Source organism: Flavobacteriales bacterium, from assembly GCA_016124845.1.
Lineage (GTDB): Bacteria > Bacteroidota > Bacteroidia > UBA10329 > UBA10329 > UBA10329.
On sequence record WGMW01000022.1, the window covers coordinates 21,697 to 41,906 of the forward strand.

General features: G+C 46.1%; 18 protein-coding genes. 13 read left to right on the plus strand and 5 right to left on the minus strand.

What is annotated here, in order from left to right; all coding sequences use genetic code 11:
• Positions 1 to 2: 2 nt before the first annotated feature.
• From GC178_09835 to deoC, 5 genes are all read right to left on the minus strand, one after another.
• On the minus strand, positions 3 to 1,763 hold the full coding sequence (locus GC178_09835; protein MBI1287866.1) for an SLC13 family permease: 1,761 nt from the start codon (positions 1,761 to 1,763) through the stop codon (positions 3 to 5).
• Positions 1,764 to 1,768: 5 nt separating this feature from the next.
• The gene (locus GC178_09840) at positions 1,769 to 2,641 is read right to left on the minus strand and encodes an aldehyde dehydrogenase family protein (protein ID MBI1287867.1); all 873 of its coding nucleotides are present in this window, start codon (positions 2,639 to 2,641) and stop codon (positions 1,769 to 1,771) included.
• A 108-nt stretch (positions 2,642 to 2,749) separates the two neighbouring features.
• A complete protein-coding gene (locus GC178_09845; protein ID MBI1287868.1) occupies positions 2,750 to 3,127 on the minus strand; it encodes a GxxExxY protein in 378 nt (125 codons plus the stop codon).
• A 64-nt stretch (positions 3,128 to 3,191) separates the two neighbouring features.
• Entirely contained in the window at positions 3,192 to 4,664 is a 1,473-nt protein-coding gene (locus GC178_09850; GenBank protein ID MBI1287869.1) for an aldehyde dehydrogenase family protein, read from the minus strand.
• Entirely contained in the window at positions 4,664 to 5,566 is a 903-nt protein-coding gene (deoC, locus tag GC178_09855; protein ID MBI1287870.1) for a deoxyribose-phosphate aldolase, read from the minus strand. The genes GC178_09850 and deoC overlap by 1 nt, the downstream gene beginning before the upstream one ends.
• Positions 5,567 to 5,657: 91 nt before the next feature.
• On the opposite strand from deoC, the gene cysC reads away from it, so the two are divergent.
• From cysC to asnB, 13 genes are all read left to right on the plus strand, one after another.
• Positions 5,658 to 6,257, plus strand: coding sequence for an adenylyl-sulfate kinase (gene cysC, locus GC178_09860; protein ID MBI1287871.1), 600 nt, complete (start codon positions 5,658 to 5,660; stop codon positions 6,255 to 6,257).
• 3 nt (positions 6,258 to 6,260) lie between these two features.
• On the plus strand, positions 6,261 to 7,166 hold the full coding sequence (cysD, locus tag GC178_09865) for a sulfate adenylyltransferase subunit CysD (GenBank protein ID MBI1287872.1): 906 nt from the start codon (positions 6,261 to 6,263) through the stop codon (positions 7,164 to 7,166).
• Positions 7,167 to 7,253: 87 nt separating this feature from the next.
• Positions 7,254 to 8,495, plus strand: a complete 1,242-nt coding sequence (gene cysN / locus GC178_09870) for a sulfate adenylyltransferase subunit CysN (GenBank protein MBI1287873.1) — start codon at positions 7,254 to 7,256, stop codon at positions 8,493 to 8,495.
• 15 nt (positions 8,496 to 8,510) lie between these two features.
• Positions 8,511 to 9,887, plus strand: coding sequence for a D-glycero-beta-D-manno-heptose-7-phosphate kinase (rfaE1, locus tag GC178_09875; GenBank protein ID MBI1287874.1), 1,377 nt, complete (start codon positions 8,511 to 8,513; stop codon positions 9,885 to 9,887).
• Positions 9,887 to 10,828 (plus strand): NAD-dependent epimerase/dehydratase family protein, encoded by a 942-nt coding sequence (locus GC178_09880; protein ID MBI1287875.1) that lies wholly within the window; start codon positions 9,887 to 9,889, stop codon positions 10,826 to 10,828. The genes rfaE1 and GC178_09880 overlap by 1 nt, the downstream gene beginning before the upstream one ends.
• Positions 10,821 to 11,885: a GDP-mannose 4,6-dehydratase gene (gmd, locus tag GC178_09885; GenBank protein ID MBI1287876.1), complete on the plus strand. Its 1,065-nt coding sequence runs from the start codon at positions 10,821 to 10,823 to the stop codon at positions 11,883 to 11,885. The genes GC178_09880 and gmd overlap by 8 nt, the downstream gene beginning before the upstream one ends.
• Positions 11,886 to 12,051: 166 nt before the next feature.
• On the plus strand, positions 12,052 to 13,089 hold the full coding sequence (locus GC178_09890) for a hypothetical protein (GenBank protein ID MBI1287877.1): 1,038 nt from the start codon (positions 12,052 to 12,054) through the stop codon (positions 13,087 to 13,089).
• Complete coding sequence (locus GC178_09895; protein MBI1287878.1) at positions 13,086 to 14,339, plus strand: hypothetical protein; 1,254 nt, start codon at positions 13,086 to 13,088, stop codon at positions 14,337 to 14,339. The genes GC178_09890 and GC178_09895 overlap by 4 nt, the downstream gene beginning before the upstream one ends.
• On the plus strand, positions 14,329 to 15,615 hold the full coding sequence (locus GC178_09900) for an oligosaccharide flippase family protein (GenBank protein MBI1287879.1): 1,287 nt from the start codon (positions 14,329 to 14,331) through the stop codon (positions 15,613 to 15,615). The genes GC178_09895 and GC178_09900 overlap by 11 nt, the downstream gene beginning before the upstream one ends.
• The gene (locus GC178_09905; GenBank protein ID MBI1287880.1) at positions 15,612 to 16,682 is read left to right on the plus strand and encodes a glycosyltransferase; all 1,071 of its coding nucleotides are present in this window, start codon (positions 15,612 to 15,614) and stop codon (positions 16,680 to 16,682) included. Before GC178_09900 ends, GC178_09905 begins: the two co-directional genes overlap by 4 nt.
• Positions 16,682 to 17,887: a hypothetical protein gene (locus tag GC178_09910; GenBank protein MBI1287881.1), complete on the plus strand. Its 1,206-nt coding sequence runs from the start codon at positions 16,682 to 16,684 to the stop codon at positions 17,885 to 17,887. The genes GC178_09905 and GC178_09910 overlap by 1 nt, the downstream gene beginning before the upstream one ends.
• The gene (locus GC178_09915) at positions 17,847 to 18,359 is read left to right on the plus strand and encodes an acyltransferase (protein ID MBI1287882.1); all 513 of its coding nucleotides are present in this window, start codon (positions 17,847 to 17,849) and stop codon (positions 18,357 to 18,359) included. Before GC178_09910 ends, GC178_09915 begins: the two co-directional genes overlap by 41 nt.
• On the plus strand, positions 18,359 to 20,209 hold the full coding sequence (gene asnB / locus GC178_09920; GenBank protein MBI1287883.1) for an asparagine synthase (glutamine-hydrolyzing): 1,851 nt from the start codon (positions 18,359 to 18,361) through the stop codon (positions 20,207 to 20,209). The genes GC178_09915 and asnB overlap by 1 nt, the downstream gene beginning before the upstream one ends.
• Position 20,210: the final 1 nt, after the last annotated feature.

Genomic DNA, 20,210 nt, shown 5'->3' on the forward strand with positions numbered 1-20,210 from the left:
TGCTACATTAGATCGTATTTCCAGACAAGCAAAAGTGTACCAAGTGCTATGTAGATCAGCGTAAGCGGTAGGCCGATTTTCATGAAATCTTTGAAGGTGTATCCGCCCGAACCGTATACCATGAGGTTGGTCTGGTAGCCAATAGGCGTGATGAAACTGGCCGCGCCTCCGAACGCCACAACCAGCACAAAAGGTTCAACAGGTAAATTCATGCTGTGCGCCAAACTCACCGAGATCGGGAAGATGAGGGCAACGGCCGCTTTGTTCGTCATGTAGGCGCCAAGAATGTTGGTCACCGCGAAAATTCCTGCTATTACGGCAATTGGCCCCAGGTTCTTGCCAACGTTTAGGACTGTTTCGGCAATGATGTCAGCAGCACCGCTGTTGATCAGTGCTTTTCCCAATGCAAGCCCGAAAGCCATGATGGCCAACAGGTTCACATCCAACCCCTTGCGCACTTCGGTAGCCGTAAGAATACCTCCAAGGAGTGTTCCCGCAAGAACGATCAACAAGCAAGTGAACAGCGGAACGGGAGTAGTTGCGGAAACAATAATGGAGGCCAATACACCAAGAATGACGTAAAGTGCTTTTCGCCCCTGAACGCGCACATTCTGCTTCCGCGAAATGGTGTAGAACGCATTTTCCGTGGCACGTTTGTAGAAATCGCGACCCGCGAAAAGAAGCAACGCATCGCCTGCCTGGAGTTCAATATCGCCCAGTTTGCCCGATAGTTTTTCGCCATTTCGGTGAACGGCTACAATGGCCGCATCATATTTACCTCGGAAATCCGAATCCTTCACGGTTTTACCGATGAGTGAACTGTTGTACGAGATAACCACTTCCACCACATCCGAGAGGTTGTCGCCTTCGCAGGTTTTTGGCAGACTCAAACCCATTTCGGCTTTCACCATGTCTTGAATCGTGTCCAAACCACCCGTGAAGATCAGTCGGTCGTAAGAACGCAGAACGTGCGTAGGCGAAACGGGTGTGATGATGCGCTCATTGCGCACGATCTCAACCAAGAAATTGCCTTTCAGATTCCGTAATCCTGCCTGTTGGATGGTTTTTCCAATAAGTGATGAGGTTTGCCCGACCTCCGTTTCCACGAAATACTCGCGCCAATCCTCGCTGAATTCATCCACCGCATCCTTATGGTCGGGAAGCAACCGATTGGAGAAAAAGAACATATAAATGCCTCCAACGATCGCCAGCGGCAAGCCGATCCACGTGAAATCGAAAATGTCGAGGCCTGGAAGTCCCGCATCCACAGCCATACCGTTGACGATCAGGTTGGTGCTGGTTCCGACCAACGTCATACAACCACCCACAATGGTCACATACGAAAGCGGGATGAGCAGTTTTGCGGGCGACATGCCATTGCGCTTCGACCAGCTATGCACGTACGGCATCATCATCGCCACAAGTGGAGTATTATTGAAGAATGCCGAGGCTGGCGCAATGAAAAGCATCATCCGCCCAACGAACGACCGCTGACTTTTCGTTCCCTTGAAAAGACGGTTGAATAGCGCGTCCATCACGTTCGTTTTTCGGATGGTATCGCTAAGAATCAGCAGAAGAATGATGACTGCTAACTGCTCATTGGCGAAACCGCTGATGGCCTCTTTCGGGGTGAGTACACCTAAAACCGTTAGGAACATCACAGCCGAGAAAAAGGCTACTTCCGCCCGTATTTTCCCTGAGTAAAGGGCTACAAGCAGAAATAGGACCGAGATCCCGACCAATATGGGCGCGAATTCAGGCATTTACATTAATATCCCGATTTCGCTCCCGCGATGTTCTCGATCGGATGCCAAGTGGTTTTCACTTCCTGAGTTTCGAGAAGAAGGTAAGGGTCTTCGCCCTGTCTGTTCCAATCGTATTTGGCCCAATTGAGCACACGTTTTACGTTGAGTGCTCCGTTCTCTTGGATTTTTTTCAAGTGCTTTTCACGGCAGTAAATGGTGGCATTCACATCCATGTGGCTACTGAAATGCTCGGCCAATTCATCCTCTTTTCCTGTGAGAATGTTGACCGCGCCACCTGGAACGTCTGACGAATTCAATACCTCGGCAAACGTTACCGCCACGTGTGGTGAATTCTCTGAAGCAAGTACTACGCAGGTGTTCCCACCAGCGATGACAGGCATGATACAACTCACCAACCCAAGCAATGATGGAGTTTCAGGTGCGATGATGGTCACAACACCCGTTGGTTCGTGAACGCTGAAGTTGAAATGGGAGGATGAAACGGGGTTTACACTTCCGAAAGCCTGTGTGAACTTATCGCACCAACCCGCGAAATAAACGCAGCGGTCGATGGAGGTTTCGACCTCTTTCGTTGCAGCAGCTCGCGAAGCACCAACGGCCACCAATTCCTCAACGAATTGTGCTTTTCTTCCTTCAAGCATTTCGGCAATGCGATACAGAATTTGGCTTCGGTTAAAAGCCGCTCTGCTGCTCCACCCTTCGAAGGCATTTCGCGCAGCAACAACTGCGTTGCGGAGGTCTTTTCTACTGCTAAGGCAGATGTTGGTCACCGTGCCGTCTTTCAACTCAACGGGATAAAAACGACCACTTTCCGTTCTCGGAAACTGCCCCCCGATGTAGATCTTGTATGTTTTGAGTACTTCCAATCTGCACATGTTTTTTCTTTTACCGCGGAGACGCGGAGTTTTCGCAGAGAGCGCGGAGTTTTCCGTTAATAATTCCTTGCGCTCTTCGCGCAGTCTCAGCGTCTTTGCGGTTAAATATCATAGCCCATTTACAACTCGTTGTATTCCTTTCTTCAACACGGAAACGTTGAAATTCATCAACAGACCCAATTTACATCCGCTTAGCTTCAGGTAAGTAAGCGTTTGAGCCATATGAACGTCCATTAGCCTTTCAACCGCTTTTAACTCAATAATCAGTTTGCCTTCCACCAACAGATCAATTCTGTAGCCACAATCCATTTCAACTTCCTCATAAACTAACGGCATCGGCTTTTGAACCTCGACCCGAAAACCAGATTGACGTAACTCATATGCGAGGCATTGTTCGTAGGCACTTTCCAGCAATCCAGGCCCCAAAGCACGATGAACGGCAATTGCACATCCAATGACCTCTGTCGCCAGCTCATTTTCAGTCATTGTATTTAGTTCGTTCACCATAATCTCTTTGCGCCCTTTGCGAAAACTCTCCGCGTCTTTGCGGTTAAACCAAATTCACGTAAGGCAATAATCCATGCAGCCCGCCTTCCCTTCCAAAACCACTTTCCTTGTAACCACCGAATGGCGATGTCGGGTCAAATTTGTTGTAGGTGTTCGCCCAAACCACACCCGCGCGAAGTTTGGTCGTCAGGTTGAAAATCTTTGACCCTTTATCTGTCCAAACCCCGGCCGAAAGCCCGAAAGGCGTGTTGTTCGCCTTGTCAATCACCTCATCAACCGTACGGAACGTTTGCACCGTTAGGACCGGTCCAAAAATCTCTTCCTGCACAATGCGGTGGCTTTGCGAAGTCTCGCAGAAAAGTGTTGGCGGACACCAATTCCCTTTTTTCGGTAGCGAGCATTTCGGCTGATAGATCTCCGCGCCTTCTTCTTGGCCGATCTTCAAATATTTATTGATGGTGTTCAGCTGCTCCTTCGAGTTGATGGCACCCACATCCGTGTTCTTGTCAAGCGGGTCACCAACGATCAGAGAACTCATGCGATCTTTCAGTTTTCGGAGCACTTCATCTTTCACATTTTCCTGAACGAAAAGCCTTGATCCCGCACAGCAAACATGCCCTTGATTGAAGAAAATACCGTTGACGATGCCTTCAACCGCTTGGTCGATAGGTGCATCATCAAAAATGATGTTGGCCGCTTTTCCGCCCAGTTCCAGCGTGGCTTTCTTATATGTTCCAGCAATCGCTTTCTGAATGATCTTTCCAACTCCCGTTGAACCTGTGAACGCGATCTTATCCACATCAGGGTGATTGACGATGGCAGCACCCGTAGCACCTGCGCCCGTCACCACATTCACCACGCCAGCAGGCAGTCCGCTATCGTGAATGAGTTCGGCCAATTTCATGGCTGTGAGTGGAGTGGTTTCCGCTGGTTTCAGCACAACGGTGTTTCCGCAGGCCAAAGCTGGCGCGAGTTTCCAAGCGGCCATTAGCAATGGGAAATTCCATGGAATGATCTGCCCAGCCACGCCAACGGGCTCGATTTTCTTTCCTGGGAAAGCGTATTCCAATTTATCGGCCCAGCCAGCGTAGTAGAAAAAATGGTTGGCCGCCAGCGGAATATCAATATCACGGCTCTCGCGGATCGGCTTGCCGCCATCCATGCTTTCCAACACGGCAAACTCACGCGCGCGTTCCTGTATCAACCGCGCAATGCGGAAAATATACTTGGCGCGCTCCTTCGCAGGCATCACGCTCCAAACTTCCTTGTAAGCCTTTCGCGCGGCCTTCACCGCCTTGTCCACATCCTTGTCAGACGCTTCCGCGAAATGGGCAATGCGCTGGTCGTTGCTCGGGTTGATGGAAGCGAACTTCTTGCCGCCCTCGGCCTTCACAAATTTGCCGTTGATGTACAGTCCGTATTCTTCCTTGATGGTGGCGTGGTCGGCACTTTCAGGTGCAGCCGCGTATTCCCATTTTGAACCGAAATCGAGTTTGTTTTCTGTCTTTTTTGCCATCAGTCTTTACTGAAATAATCCAATCCTTGATATCGGCCCTCGGCCTGTTTCACAAGCTGCATCAGCACATCGTTGGCAAGGCTGCTGGCCCCAAAACGGAACCATTCGTTGCTCAGCCAAGCATCGCCCAACGTCTCCTTCACCATTACCAGATAATGAAGCGCCAACTTGGCTTTGCTGATGCCGCCCGCGGGCTTCATGCCCACCATTTTTCCTGTGGCGTAATAGTGATCGCGAATGGCTTCCAGCATCACCAACGTCACAGGCATCGTAGCCGCTGGACTGATCTTTCCTGTGGAGGTTTTGATGAAATCGGCTCCCGCCAAAATCGCGATGTCGCTGGCGTGGCGCACGTTATCCAATGTGGAAAGTTCGCCTGTTTCCAAAATCACTTTTAAGCGCGCTTTACCACAGGCTTCTTTAATGGCCGCAATCTCATCGAACACGAAACTGAAGTTCCCAGAAAGGAATTCACCCCGCGAGATGACCATATCCACTTCGTCCGCTCCAGCATCAACCGCAATCTTGGTATCGGCCAATTTTATTTCTCTCGATGAATTTCCCGAAGGAAAGGCCGTTGCCACCGAGGCCACTTTGATACCCGTTCCTTTCAGCGCATCGACCGCTGTCGCCACATAAGTCGGATACACACAAACGGCCGCAACCGTTGGCAGGTCGGGTAGCGCATCATGCAAATGGGCCGCCTTGTAGCACATCTGCCGCACCTTTCCTTCCGTGTCCTTGCCCTCAAGCGTGGTCAGATCGATCATGTTCAAGGCCATTTTCAGCCCTTGAATCTTTGTCGCATTCTTGATGCTCCGTGTCTGAAAACGGGCCGTTCTTTCCTCCACTCCAACTTGGTCGATGGAGCGTTTCAGACCTACCAATTCGTTGTTCGTCATCCTACAGATTGATGGTGCTAATGTACAATTTCGGCTGTTCGGGGCGCTGATTCGGTAAAGCGAAACCAAATACGTACCTTCGCGCGCCCAAATGAGCACGCCCGAAAACATTCATACTACCTTCGACCGCATCCTTCAGCGAGAGGATAAGGAAAGCCTTCTGAACCAGAAGGGTTTGGTGATTTGGATGACGGGACTTTCGGGTTCTGGCAAGACCACCATCGCAGCAGCAGCCGAAAAACTTTTTGCTGAAGAAGGAATTCTGACGCAGGTTTTGGATGGCGACAATATCCGTTCGGGGATTAACAACAATCTTGGGTTTTCGGAGGAAGACCGAAAAGAGAACATCCGCAGAATTGCTGAGGTATCGAAGCTGTTTGTGAACTGCGGAATTGTGACCTTGAACTGTTTCGTGAGCCCGACCAAAGACATCCGCCAACAGGCGAAGGACATTTTGGGAGATGACATGCTGGAAGTGTTCGTGAACACGCCATTTGAAGAATGTGAGAAACGCGATGTGAAAGGGCTTTACGCCAAGGCGCGTGCTGGTCAGATCAAGAATTTCACGGGATTGGATGCTCCCTTCGAAGCACCAGAAAATCCGTTTTTGGATGTAAAAACAGTAGGCCGTTCGGTTGACGAATGTGCCCAACAGATATTTGATGCGGTTCTGCCGCTTATCAAAAAGTAGAATATGGAATCATACAAATTATCACACCTAAGAGAGCTGGAATCGGAGTCGATGTTCGTGTTGCGCGAAGTTGCCGCCCAGTTCGAAAACCCTGTCCTTTTATTTTCAGGAGGAAAGGACTCGATCGTTGTAGCCCATTTGGCCCGAAAGGCTTTTTGGCCAGCCAAGATTCCGTTCCCGATGATGCATGTTGACACAGGTCACAACTTCCCAGAAACCATCGAGTTTCGTGACAGGTACATGGAGAAATTGGGAGCGAATCTGATCGTGGCTTCGGTTCAGGATAGCATCGATCAAGGAAAAGTTGTGGAGGAAACAGGCTTCAACGCAAGTCGAAACGGTTTGCAGACCGTGACCCTTTTGGAGGCCATCGAAACGGGCAAGTTTGATTGTGCCATCGGTGGTGCAAGACGTGATGAGGAAAAGGCTCGTGCGAAAGAGCGTTTCTTCTCTCACCGAGATGATTTCGGACAATGGGATCCGAAGAATCAGCGGCCAGAGCTTTGGAACATTTTCAATGGAAAGAAGCACATGGGCGAGCATTTCCGTGTGTTCCCGATCAGCAACTGGACGGAAATGGACATCTGGCAGTATATCCTTTTGGAGGGAATTGAGCTCCCAAGCCTGTATTTCAGTCACAAACGCGAGTGTTTCATGCGTGATGGAATGATTCTCGGAAAGACCGATTTCATTCAGACACGGGACAGCGAAGAGGTAAAGGAAATGCAGATCCGTTTCAGAACGATCGGTGATGCCACGTGTACGGGAGCCGTTCTTTCTGATGCGTCAACGCTCGAAGCCATTATTGATGAAGTGGCTTCAACACGCGTAACCGAGCGTGGTGGTCGTGCGGACGACAAGCGTTCGGAGGCTGCAATGGAAGACAGGAAGAAACAAGGTTATTTCTGATCAGGGAATTAGAGATTAGGTAATTAGTGAATTAGGATAAACATGGCTGAAGTAGCAGAAAAATACGATAGCAAAGGATACCTGAACATGGAGCTTTTGCGCTTCACCACTGCTGGTAGCGTGGATGACGGAAAGAGCACACTCATCGGTCGATTGCTGTACGATAGCAAGTCGATCTTCGAGGATCAGATGGAAGCTATTGAGTCGGTAAGCAAAAGAAAAGGCGAGGAGCATGTGAATCTTGCGCTTCTGACAGACGGACTTCGTGCTGAGCGTGAACAAGGAATCACCATTGACGTGGCTTATCGCTACTTCGCAACGCCAAAGCGTAAGTTCATCATTGCCGACACTCCAGGACACATTCAGTACACCAGAAACATGGTCACGGGTGCGTCAACCGCCAATTTGGCCATCATACTTGTTGATGCCAGAAATGGCGTGATCGAGCAGACCAAGCGTCATGCTTACATCGCCTCGTTATTGCAGATTCCACACGTGGTTGTTTGTGTGAACAAGATGGATCTTGTGGATTTCGATGAGAAGGCATTCGAAAAAGTACACAACGATTTTGAGGACTTCTCAGCCAAATTGGCCATCAAGGATGTCCGCTTCGTGCCGATCAGTGCTTTGATGGGCGATAACGTGGTTGACCGTTCCAAGAAAATGGATTGGTATCAAGGCCCAACGTTGATGCACATTTTGGAGAACGTTCACATCGGAAGCGATCAGAACCATATCGATCCTCGTTTCCCAGTTCAGTACGTAGTGCGTCCGATGACAACCGAGTACCACGATTATCGCGGTTATGCGGGTCGCGTGGCTGGTGGTGTCTTCCGTGCAGGAGAGGAGATTTCGGTTCTTCCTTCAGGATTCACCTCCAAGATCAAATCCATCGACACCATGAATGGCCCTGTAAAAGAGGCATTCCCGCCAATGAGTGTGACAATGACCTTGGAGGATGACATCGACATTAGTCGTGGTGACATGATCGTGAAGGTGAACAATCAGCCAGAGGCTAAGCAGGAATTTGATGTAATGATATGCTGGTTGAATGAGAAACCGATGCAGATCGGTGGTAAGTACGCCTTAAAACACACGTCACGCGATGCGCGTTGCATCATCAAGGATGTGAAGTACAAGATGAACATCAATACACTTCACAAGATCGAAGATGATAAGACCATCGGCTTGAACGACATTGGCCGAATCACGCTGCGAACAACCGTTCCGATCTTCTTGGACGGATACCGCAAAAACCGCAACACGGGGTCGATGATTCTTATTGACGAAGCAACCAACAATACCGTTGGTGCGTGTATGGTTGTGTAAATTCAACCTCAATTTATGGGAGCTCAACCGCGCATATTGGTAATTGGCGACATCATGCTCGACCAGTATGTGGCAGGAAACGTGACGCGCATAAGCCCTGAAGCTCCAGTTCCCGTAGTGAAAGTTAACCGTGAATGGTCAACGCTTGGTGGTGCTGGAAACGTGGCTGCGAATGTGGCTTCGTTGGGTGGAAAAGCAACGCTTCTCGGACTGGTCGGAAATGATGCGGCTTCAGCTACAATTCTCGATTCTTGCACTAATGTTGGGATTACTTCTGCTTTGATTCAAGGAAGCCAACCAACGATTGTGAAAACACGCGTGGTCTCTGGTCAGCAGATCGTTCGTTTCGATAGAGAAGAGGAACTTGTTTGGAATGATGCGCAGTTGGCGGAATTCTCTACAAAATTGGAGGCTATAATTCCTGATTCAGATGTAATTCTGCTGTCAGATTATGCCAAGGGAACACTTTCTGATCAGGTCTTGAAATTGATTTTCGAATTGGCCTCAGCTAACGGTAAACGAGTTCTGATTGATCCGAAACGGGCTGATTGGTCAGCTTACAGCGGAGCATTTCTTATCACTCCGAATTTGGCCGAACTGGCCATGACCGGAGCTGGAAAAAGCATCAAGAATGACGATAATCTGGTTGTGAGTGCTTGTCAGAAATTGCGTAATCAGTTTGCCATTGAAAATATCGTTGCTACGCGATCCAGTTATGGAATGACGGTGGTTTCTGACAGGAAAGTTCTCAACATTCCAACGCGCGCATTAGAGGTTTTCGATGTGAGCGGTGCTGGAGACACGGTCCTTGCCGCATTCGGCATGAGTTTGGCCGAAGGAAAAACGGTCACCGAAAGCGCATTCGTTGCCAATGCGGCAGCTGGAATTGTGGTCAGTAAGCGCGGAACGGCCGTGGTTCATCATTCAGAATTGGAAACTTTTCTGAAAGGCGGTTTCAAAGAAGTTTCCCGAACGCAGGTTGAAGATTTCAAGCAGACCAATGCTGGAAGAAAAATGGTTTTCACCAACGGCTGTTTCGATGTGCTGCATCAAGGTCACAGAAAACTGTTGCAGGAAGCCCGCGAGTTGGGCGATCTGCTTGTGGTCGGTCTCAATTCCGATGATTCCATCAAACGCCTAAAAGGAGAATCACGACCAATAAACATGGTTGACCAGCGCGTTGAAGCATTAGCTGCATTGCCATTTATTGATGCCATTATTGTCTTTGAAGAAGACACGCCTTACGAACTCCTTACGCAGTTGCAACCCAAGATTCTTGTAAAAGGAGGCGATTACGAACCGAAGGATGTCGTAGGAGCGGATCTGGTGGACGAAGTGGTGATCATTCCATTGGTTCAAGGCGTTTCTACAACTGATCTGCTTGGCCAATGATGCAGCCCGATTCCAAGATCTATGTGGCTGGCCACAATGGAATGGTCGGTTCTTCCATGGTGCGATTGCTGGGAAAATCGGGGTTTACAAACATCATCGCCCGAAGCTCCTCGGAGCTTGATCTTCGAAATCAGGTTTTGGTGAATGAATTCTTCGAAAACGAAAAACCTGAATTTGTGTTTTTGGCGGCCGCCAAGGTCGGTGGCATTCTTGCCAACGACACCTACCGTGCTGATTTCATCTACGATAACTTGATGATCGAGGCCAATGTGATTCATGCTGCGTATCAGTACCAGGTCAAGAAGCTGCTGTTTTTGGGGTCATCCTGCATCTATCCGAAAATGGCCGATCAGCCCATCAAGGAAGAATATCTCCTGTCAGGCGCTTTGGAACCGACCAACGAACCGTATGCCATTGCCAAGATCGCAGGAATCAAACTATGTGAGAATTACCGAAAGCAGTACGGTTGCAACTTCGTTAGTGCGATGCCGACAAACCTTTATGGCGTTGGCGACAACTACCATCCGCAGAACTCGCATGTGTTGCCAGCGCTCATCCGCAAGTTCCATTTGGCAAAAGAGAATGGAGATGCTACAGTGGAACTTTGGGGTTCTGGAACGCCAAAACGAGAGTTCCTTTATATTGACGACCTTGCTTCTGCATGTTTGTTCATGATGCAGAATTACAATGAAGCCGCGTTCTTGAATGTCGGTGTTGGCGAGGACATCTCCATTGCCGAACTGGCCGAAACCATCAAAGGAATTATCGGTTTTGAGGGGGAAATAAAATGGAATACCGAAATGCCAGATGGCACGCCCAGAAAACTGCTGGATGTAAGTAAATTGGCCGCTATGGGCTGGAAACCGACCATCGGATTAGATGAAGGCATCAAATTGGCGTATGCCGATTTTCTGAACAGAAAGGACCAGTTGAATGGCTAAGAAGGTTGCGCTGATAACGGGTGTCACAGGACAGGACGGTGCTTACCTATCCGAACTTTTGCTGAGCAAAGGCTATGAAGTTCACGGCATCAAGCGAAGAAGTTCGCTTTTCAATACCGAGCGTGTCGATCACTTGTATCAGGATCCGCACGAGAAGGATATTCGTTTCAAGTTGCATTATGGCGATCTGACCGATTCCAATTGCATCACCCGTATTATTCAAGAAGTGCAGCCTGATGAGATCTATAATCTCGGAGCGATGAGCCATGTACAGGTCAGTTTCGAAATTCCTGAGTACACCGCAGATGCAGATGGAATTGGCGCATTGCGGGTTCTGGAAGCAGTTCGATTGCTTGGCCTGAAGGACAAGACAAAAGTCTATCAGGCATCAACGTCCGAACTGTTCGGCATGGCAAAGGAATTTCCGCAGAATGAGAACACACCGTTCCATCCGCGTTCACCATATGGAGTGGCAAAATTGTACGCCTATTGGATCGCGGTCAATTACCGCGAAGCACACGGAATCTTTACCTGTAACGGAATTCTGTACAATCACGAATCGCCATTACGTGGTGAGACATTCGTCACCAGAAAAGTGACGCGTGCGGTTGCCAATATCGTGGCAGGAAAACAGGATGTTCTCTTTTTGGGAAATCTCAACGCCAAACGCGACTGGGGTCACGCCAAGGATTTTGTAGAGGCCATGTGGCTCATGTTGCAGCAAGATGAACCTGAGGATTTTGTGATCGCGACAGGTGTCAGCACATCTGTTAGGGATTTCACAAGGATGGCATTTGCCGAAGCAGGAGTAGAACTCGAATTCAAAGGTACAGGACAGCATGAGGTTGGGGTTATTTCCGGTCTTTCCGTGCAGCATGAGCAGTTGAAGATCGGACAGGAAGTGGTAAAGATCGATCCGAACTATTTCCGCCCTGCGGAGGTGGATACGTTAATAGGTGACGCATCCAAAGCAAAAGAAACATTGGGATGGCAGCCGAAAATCACTTTGAAAGAACTGGTTTCTGAGATGGTCCGTAATGATGTTTCCAGATTTTGACCTTGTATACTCTGAGAATAAATGAGAGGTCGCAATCGTCATCAAATGGCTTTAGTAGCTTTGCATGGCCAATATTATTGTAAGGGTGTTGACCACGGAAAAACCTTATTGGGATGAAGAGAAAGTCTCGGATTGAAATTTATTGACGGTATTGACAAACCTACAAATGAATAATCTTAACTCGAATGCACTTAAGGTGGGACTGATTCTTTATGACAGTCGGTCGGGGTCAACATTTTTGTCATCACTTTTGGATCGTTATTCGGGGATTCTTGTTCTTCCGGAAACAAGCCTGCTTTATAATATACTGTTAGACGGGAATCAGGTTTATGACAGTATCGAGAAAATAGATGCTCTTCTGCATCGTCTATATGAGGAAAAGCAATTTGAGGAGTTGTCAATGGATAGGTCGGTGCTTCGACAGGCCATTCTATCAGGTGGAGAATTGAAAATTGAAGTTTTCTATTCCATCCTGTGCGTTTACTTCGGCATGGATCGACTTGACGATCATGTGGTTGTTATGAAAATCCCAAGAGCACATGAGCGACTGGAGCATTTTAATAGATTCTTGCCCGATTTTCGTGTAGTGCATTTGATAAGGGATGGACGGGCGGTTTTTTACTCCAAAATGAAGTCAAGATCGCTCACAAAAAGGGTCTTTGAGAAAAATCTAATTGTAGCGGCCTTAGGTTGGAGGTCAAAGATAAGGTCTTCGACATCTTACGGGGATGAGATTATTACGGTTCGCTACGAAGACATTCTTGCTGATGAGGAATCCAATGTGCAGAAAATCTTAGATTTTCTGCACATTTCTGAAAAGGGGCGAGTCATAAGCAATGACGCCTCCAACTATTTAAGGAAAATTGGCAAGGAGCAACAGAAATTTCACCGTAACATAGGTAAAAAACCAAAAGAGTTGAACCCGAACCGGTATCTGGAAGAATTGTCATCAGCACAGATTTCTCTTTATGAGTGTATTGCTGGAGATATCTTGCGAAAACACGGATATACGGCCCACAGGAATGAAATGAGTCTGTATGAACGTTTCATCGGGCCATTCTTTCTTTTGGGATTTTATTGTCTCCAGTTCGTTGGCTCAAGGTCTATGATTGTTATGCATTCTGTTTTTGAGGGTACGTTTAAAGAAAAGGTGCGCAATAAGCTGATTGACCTTGGTCTCTTAAAGATCAAAGTGTCGACATGAATTATTTCACCCCTTCATACAAAAGCCTGCTCAAGATAGCATTAATGGCTCCGTTTGCGACACTTGTTCTGCACGCGGAAACAAAGGCAAGTACCGCTAACCTCGGTTTTCTTTTCAAACTAATAATCATGCTTTTTTTTGTTTTTGGGGCGCTATGGAAGGTCCGAAACAAAAGGCTTCCGGACTTCTTTGTGTTGGGCGTACTATTCCTTATCAAAGGGATAATCATTGTGCCCGACAAAGTCATATATCTGGAAACGGCAGTAAAGGTCAGTTTCATAGCATTCATTTTACCGTTGACCGTTCTGTACGCTTTGAAAAGTCCAATCGCAAAAATTGATAAGTACATATTTTACCTATGCGCATTATTGATTTCTAGTACAGTTCCATATCATTTGGGTCTGCTTCAGAATGATTTGGCAATCGAGGTGGGTAAGTATGATATGAGGAAGTATAGTGCTGAAGGTGTGCTGTTCACTGGACCGTTCGAAAATATCCACAATGCAGCCATTACGCTCACGTTTTGTTCGATAGGCACCCTCAAGTTCTTTCGTGCTACAAGGAAATTGGGTGTTAAACTGATTCTTCTTCTTCTGGTACTGGTTGGATTACTCGGTGTTTACTTGACCTATGTCCGGACAGCATGGGTCATGCTGCTTTTCGGTGGCGTGGTTATGCTCTTCTACAACCAAAGGACGTTGAAGAAAAAAATCCGGAACTATGCCTTGGCAGTTTTGACGGTCATTTGTGTTCTTTGGGTTTATTCACAGTCTGAGGTTGTGCAAATGCGGCTAAACAATACGAATGCTTACGGTGGTGAGGCATTGTCTGAAGGCTCTGGACGATTGGTTTTCTGGGGAACGATGATTCAGTATTTGGGAGAACTCGACCTGTTTCGTCTTGCGTTTGGTACAGGCAGAGAGAGTGGAATGGATTACATGTATGAGAAAATCAACCGTAGGCTCTTTTCCCACAATGGATTTTTGGATATTTTGGTTTCTACCGGTGTTATTGGATTGTTGCTGTTCTTGGCAATGATTGGCAAAATCGGGGTAAAAATTATCCAACCTTTTCATTTGTCTCAACGAACAAGACACCACAATCTCAGCATTGTTTTCAGCATCATGCTCATGGTCAGTATTTTCTTTCAGTCTCATCAGATGTTTTGGGCGTTGATTTTGGTGGGGTTGCTGGTAGGAATGAACATGCACGAGGTGAGACAACTGGAACTGACAAAAAATGGTAGATAAACCCGCTCAATTTGAGAAACGGAAAATACTGTTCCAGTCCTTTCTGGCGTTGATTACCCGTACGTTTGCGGCTGGAATATCATTCTTACTTACAGTAGTTGTAACAAACTCATTGAGTCAGGTCGATAGTGGCTTGTTTTTCATTTCGCTTACAATGTTTAATGTGCTTTCAGTCGTTTTTACTTTGGGGTTTGACACCGTTCTCTTGAAAAAAATGAGCTTTGTTGAAAATGATGAGGCGGTAAAACAGGACGTTTTCGCTTCCTTGTTCTTGAGTTTTGTAGTTTCTGGACTTGTTGCTTTAGCACTGACCGCGACTTCCGGATGGATGTCGCTGGTAGTATTCAATAAACCAGAGCTCAATAACGCCCTATTTTTCATGATTATTTGTTTCCCGTTCCAAGCGGGTTTACAGATAATCTCAAATATGTTACAGGCGCTACAAAAAACAGTTCTTGCGATTTCCGTTGTCAAGTTAATTATTCCGACAATGGTGGTTTTAGTCGTTTTTCTTGCAGGAGTTTCAGATTTGAGGTTGCTGGTCGGGCTGTACCTTTTGGTCACGGCTATCACCTTCACTTTCTCCGTATTTCTTATAAGGAATTATCTCATTGTCTCATCTGGTTCACTGAGACGGTTTGCAAACCTTTTTCGAGAAGCAAGGAATTTCTGGATGATAACCGTATTCCAACAAATTTCAATTTGGGCAGGACAATTGGTTGTAGGTGTTTACCTACCAGCTGAGGATGCCGCCATTTATGCAGTTTGCAGAAACACAACCATGATGATGAGCTTTCTGCTTGTGGCGGTCAATTTTGTGAGTGCACCCCGGTTTGCAAAGTTTTTTGAAGAAGGGCGTCACGAATCGTTGCGCGAACATTTCATCTTCACCAATAAGATTCTTCTGACCGTTTCGGTTCCTGTTATGATCGTAATGGTTTTTGGCGCTGATTTCATTCTCAGTTTATTTGGAAGCGGATACAGTAGTGAAGTCTCAAAACAAACCCTTATCATTCTGTCCATAGGGCAATTTGTCAATGTTGTTTCTGGCTCCGTAGGATATATGCTCTTAATGACCGGAAACGAGCGCTACTACAGAAATGGAGTTGTTATTAACGGCATTCTTGCGATAGGACTTTCATTTCTTCTCGTTCCGAATTATGGCGTTATTGGCAGCGCTCTTGCAACGGTTATATCCATGATTTTCGTCAATGGCTATAATGCATATTTCGTGAACCTAAAGTTGGGCATTCCAGCACTGGTCTTCAGAAAATGAAAAAAGTACTACTCATTATACCCCACCGATCAGGTAAAGGTGGCGTTGCCAGTTACTGGAATGGTCTTATTCCCCACCTCGAAGAAAAGGAGTTGGATCTAACAATTTTTGAAATGGGGGGGCAGACAGGTGGTGGAATCTTGCACTACTTTACCGACCAATTTAAGCTCTGGAAACTTCTCATTTCAGAGAATTTTGATCTTGCGCATTTGAACCCATCGTTAGATGTAAGGAGTTTTATTCGTGAATTATTGTTCATTGCGGCACTCAGAATTCGGGTTGTTCCTTTTATGATAACATTTCATGGTTGGGAAGTGCCATTAGCTACAAAAATTCAAAACCACTTTAAATGGCTAGTACGGATTACTTATCTGAAGGCACGGTTGATCAATGTGCTGTCTACACAGTTTGTAGAGCCGATAAAAGAGTGGGGTTACCAAGGGGTGATACAAGTTCATACAACCTGTGTGGACACAAATTTGGTTCAGAGTGTTTCTGTACGTGCAAAAATATTGACACCCGATTCTAGAATAAGATTGTTGTACATTTCAAGAATAGTTAAATCCAAGGGTGTACTTGAGGCCATTAAAGCTGTTGAGCCCTTAGTGTCAAAGTATAATGTAGAGCTTACTATTGCTGGTGATGGCCCATTCTATGATGAGATGGAACAATATGTGACGAGCAATAAACTGAGCTTCGTTAGATTAATGGGGTATGTTACTGGAGAGCAAAAAATGCAACTTTTCGCTACACACCATCTTCTTTGCTTTCCGACCTATTACCCAGAGGGCTTACCGGTTTCAATTCTGGAGGGGATATCAACTGGTTGCGTATTGGTATGCACAGCAGTTGGAGGTATTTCCGATGTGTTCTTGGACGGAAAAATGGGGTCAATCTGCACTCCAGACATCGAGGATATTTTCAATAAACTGGAACACTGGGTAAAGGATGTGAACGCCATGAATAGGGTTATGGACTTCAACTATGAGTACGGCAAAAACCACTTCGGATCGGATGTTATAGCCTCGTCCATATACAAACAGTATACGTCTGACCTATGTGGGTGATGAGCGAAGTGGATTTCAATAGTTTCTTGTTCAGGCCAACTTTAGTAAGTCGCGACCCCAAGGATCTGTGGTTTTCATCCATAGGCAGGCAACTTCGTACACTGTATTTTAAAAATAGAATACTTGGGGTTTTGCCTGTTGGGCTAGCGGTGGTTTTAGATCATCTTGCTGGTTCAATTCTTCCATATTCCGCAAGGGCCTATCCAATTTCCCACGCGTTTAACATTATGGTTTGCATCGCCAGGTTTGTTGTGACAGGTGATATACGCAATAAGGAGTCCGCAACAAATTCTTTGGATTGGTTACTTAATAATTCCTGTTCTGGGTATTCTGGCTATTGCTGGGGAACAGGAAATCCTCGGGTAACAAAGAATGCAACCTATGACGAGAATGTGCCTTATGCAACCATTACGCCATACGTGGTTGAAGCATTACTCTTGTATCGACACTTTTTTGATGATAAACGGATTGATGCGGTGCTCCAAACTACCTATAAATTTTTTGTAGAAGATCTGGTTGTGCTCAATGAAACCTCTTCGAACTTGGTTTTATCCTACGCGCCAACGGATGAACGCTTGCAAGTGTACAACTCCAATTCTTATTGCCTCTATATGCACGCACTTTTTCTGCGTAATGGTATTGGCAGTGAGGAGGTCAATCGAATCAGGGTGAATAAGCTTTTTAACGCACTGAAGGAAGGTCAGCAACCAGACGGTTTTTGGTACTATTACACAGACGTTGACTTTCAGGGTAACTTCATAGATTGTTTTCACACCGTTTTCATACTTAAGAATTTGTGGAAGACATCTAAACTGACAGAACTAGCGGGTGTGGATAAGCTCATAGATTCGGGCCATCTTTTTTTGAGGAACTTCCAGGAAAAAAATGGTCTCTATAAACAGTTCTATAAGTCAGACAAATACTCACTGCTGAAGTTTGACCTTTATGACCAAGCAGAAATGCTTAATTGGCATTTGCTGAGGGGAGAATTAGTTGAGTTTGATAAACTTGACGCTACAGTGATAAGTGCTTTTGGTGGCCGTTCGGATGAGATTTATTCTCACATTGATCTATTCGGCTTTAAGAAGAATCGGAACACTCTCCGATGGGCAGTTTTCCCATATTTGCATGCCGTTAGCCAACGTCAGTTAATCGCAACCGGAAATGAAGAAAGTACTTTACATGCTGTATTACTTGGTTGTTGATAAGCTGCCAAATTCAAGATACCTTTCCTTAACACGCAAATTCAGGGTTTTCTACACCAAAAATATCCTTGGGGTATCTAAAGGTGGCAGCAACGCTTATTTTGAAGAAAATGTATACATCGGTTCTCCTGGAAAGGTCCTGATAGGAATTGATTGTCAGATCAATGAAAATGTTTTCATCCAATCTGCCGAAATTGGAGATCATGTAATGATCGCTCCGGGAGTGGCAATCATTTCAACTTCTCACGATTATCAGAGAGTTGATATCCCAATGGCTTTGCAGGGCAAATTGCAGGAGCGGAAGGTAATTGTTGAAAATGATGTTTGGATAGGTCGAAACGCCATCATTATGCCAGGTCTAAAGATTGGTAGAGGCTCAATTATAGGTGCTGGAGCAGTGGTGACGAAAAATGTTGAGCCGTTCAGCGTTGTTGGGGGAGTGCCTGCAAAAACAATTAGAACAAGACGATAATGTGCGGAATACTTGGTAGCGTGAATTTTGAATTGACCGATTCTGAACTGAATCTGTTGAAGCATCGTGGCCCCGAGTATCAACGCTTAGACAGGTTTAACTGCAATGATGTTCCTGTTTGCCTGGGACACACCAGATTAGCAATTGTTGATGTCTCAGAATCTGGAAATCAACCGATGAGTAATGAATCGGTTGGAAGTAAGCTGGTTTTCAACGGAGAGATATACAACCACATGGATCTACGGCCATTGCATACTCAATTTGAGTATCACAGCCATTCAGATTCAGAAACGTTGCTCAAAGCGTTCGACCAGTCAAATGTGGCGATTCTCAATAAACTCAATGGCATCTTTGCCTTTTGCCACTACAATCCGACCGCACAAGAACTGGTGTTGGCACGAGACCCGTTCGGGGTTAAACCAATCTACTATTTCTGGGATGGTAAACGGTTTATTTTCTCCTCTGAACTGAAAGTGATCAGGTCAGCGGTCAAGGATCTGGAACTGCAACAAGAGAACTTAGAGACGTTTCTTAAGCTTAGATATAATCCTTCGCCTGAAACACTGTTCAAGAACGTTTTCAAGTTAAGACCTGGTCATTACATCAAGTTCGACCTGAAATCCAACCGACTTTCCGGCCAGATTTTCTACAGCTACAGGCCTAAAAAGGCTGATTACAGTGTAGAAGAAGCACTCGAAGCGTACGAACAGAAGCTGGTTAAGGCTGTTGAGCGGCAGTTGCTAAGCGATGTTCCTATTTCAATTATGTTGAGTGGCGGTGTTGACTCGGCCTTAGTAGCTCAGATTGCTAAAAATATCACAGGTGAAAGCTATAATTCTTATACGGCCGGTTTTGATGATGTTACTGAGATAGACGAGGTCAAAAGTGCGGCTCGAAGTGCCCAGATCATTGGACTGAATCATGTTCCTGTTATTATACCTAAGTCCAACTTCGTTGAAGATCTGGCAAAGTTTATCAAGATAATTGAAGAGCCGCTTGGTTCTCAGTCAATCACACCCATGTTCCATTTGGCCAAGAACATACACCAAGATGGATATAAGGTAGTATTGAGCGGCCAAGGTGTTGATGAGCCTTGGGGCGGATATCCCAAGTACAACTTGCAGAACCTTATGGGTAAGATGCCAAATCTTCCTTACAGCTCTGTTCCTTTTGTTTTCGAGGTGTTGAAAGGTGACAAAAGCCGTAGGGCATTGAACACCATGTCAAAAAAGTCTCGCAGTGAGCGATTCATCGAAACCTGTTCTGTGCTGGATGACCGATTTCTTGGCAAATTAGTGAATGAATATCATCCAGAAAGGACCAAAGCAAACCTGACTGCGCACTTCGAATATGCACTGGATACGTACGGTCTAAACAAGATGACGGAAGCAGATGCATTAATGGCATTTGACGCACGAATGAACCTGAGTGATGATCTTCTTCTCTACACGGACAAGATAGCAATGTACCATTCGTTAGAAGTGCGGGTGCCTTTCTTGGACATTGAGTTGATGGAGTTTGCCGAATCAGTCAAGTCAGCACTTAAGGTCTCGTTAAAGAAGAATAAGTTGCTCCATAAGCGATTTGCAGAAAAGTACCTGCCAAGCGAAATCGTACATCGAAAGAAGCAGCACTTTGCAACCCCACGTAAAAAGTGGTTGAAGGAAGAGACCGGCAAGCAAATAGAATCGTTGCTGATGAATGACAACGGTTTCTTCGGAAACTACTTCAACAAGAAGGAACTGGCCCAACTTTTTGCACATCATCGTAATGGAAAACAGAACTACGAAAAACAGCTTTACCAGCTCATTTCCATGTACTTTTGGATGAAGAGTTTTGTAGATAAGTAGA

Coding starts and splice junctions, on each gene's coding strand:
- GC178_09880 (MBI1287875.1), top strand. CDS start 9,887: ATGCAGCCCGATTCCAAGATCTATGTGGCTGGCCACAATGGAATGGTC.
- cysD (MBI1287872.1), top strand. CDS start 6,261: ATGGAATCATACAAATTATCACACCTAAGAGAGCTGGAATCGGAGTCG.
- rfaE1 (MBI1287874.1), top strand. CDS start 8,511: ATGGGAGCTCAACCGCGCATATTGGTAATTGGCGACATCATGCTCGAC.
- GC178_09900 (MBI1287879.1), top strand. CDS start 14,329: ATGGTAGATAAACCCGCTCAATTTGAGAAACGGAAAATACTGTTCCAG.
- cysC (MBI1287871.1), top strand. CDS start 5,658: ATGAGCACGCCCGAAAACATTCATACTACCTTCGACCGCATCCTTCAG.
- GC178_09890 (MBI1287877.1), top strand. CDS start 12,052: ATGAATAATCTTAACTCGAATGCACTTAAGGTGGGACTGATTCTTTAT.
- deoC (MBI1287870.1), bottom strand. CDS start 5,566: ATGACGAACAACGAATTGGTAGGTCTGAAACGCTCCATCGACCAAGTT.
- GC178_09895 (MBI1287878.1), top strand. CDS start 13,086: ATGAATTATTTCACCCCTTCATACAAAAGCCTGCTCAAGATAGCATTA.
- GC178_09835 (MBI1287866.1), bottom strand. CDS start 1,763: ATGCCTGAATTCGCGCCCATATTGGTCGGGATCTCGGTCCTATTTCTG.
- GC178_09845 (MBI1287868.1), bottom strand. CDS start 3,127: ATGACTGAAAATGAGCTGGCGACAGAGGTCATTGGATGTGCAATTGCC.
- GC178_09850 (MBI1287869.1), bottom strand. CDS start 4,664: ATGGCAAAAAAGACAGAAAACAAACTCGATTTCGGTTCAAAATGGGAA.
- asnB (MBI1287883.1), top strand. CDS start 18,359: ATGTGCGGAATACTTGGTAGCGTGAATTTTGAATTGACCGATTCTGAA.
- GC178_09840 (MBI1287867.1), bottom strand. CDS start 2,641: ATGTGCAGATTGGAAGTACTCAAAACATACAAGATCTACATCGGGGGG.
- GC178_09915 (MBI1287882.1), top strand. CDS start 17,847: ATGAAGAAAGTACTTTACATGCTGTATTACTTGGTTGTTGATAAGCTG.
- cysN (MBI1287873.1), top strand. CDS start 7,254: ATGGAGCTTTTGCGCTTCACCACTGCTGGTAGCGTGGATGACGGAAAG.
- gmd (MBI1287876.1), top strand. CDS start 10,821: ATGGCTAAGAAGGTTGCGCTGATAACGGGTGTCACAGGACAGGACGGT.
- GC178_09905 (MBI1287880.1), top strand. CDS start 15,612: ATGAAAAAAGTACTACTCATTATACCCCACCGATCAGGTAAAGGTGGC.
- GC178_09910 (MBI1287881.1), top strand. CDS start 16,682: ATGAGCGAAGTGGATTTCAATAGTTTCTTGTTCAGGCCAACTTTAGTA.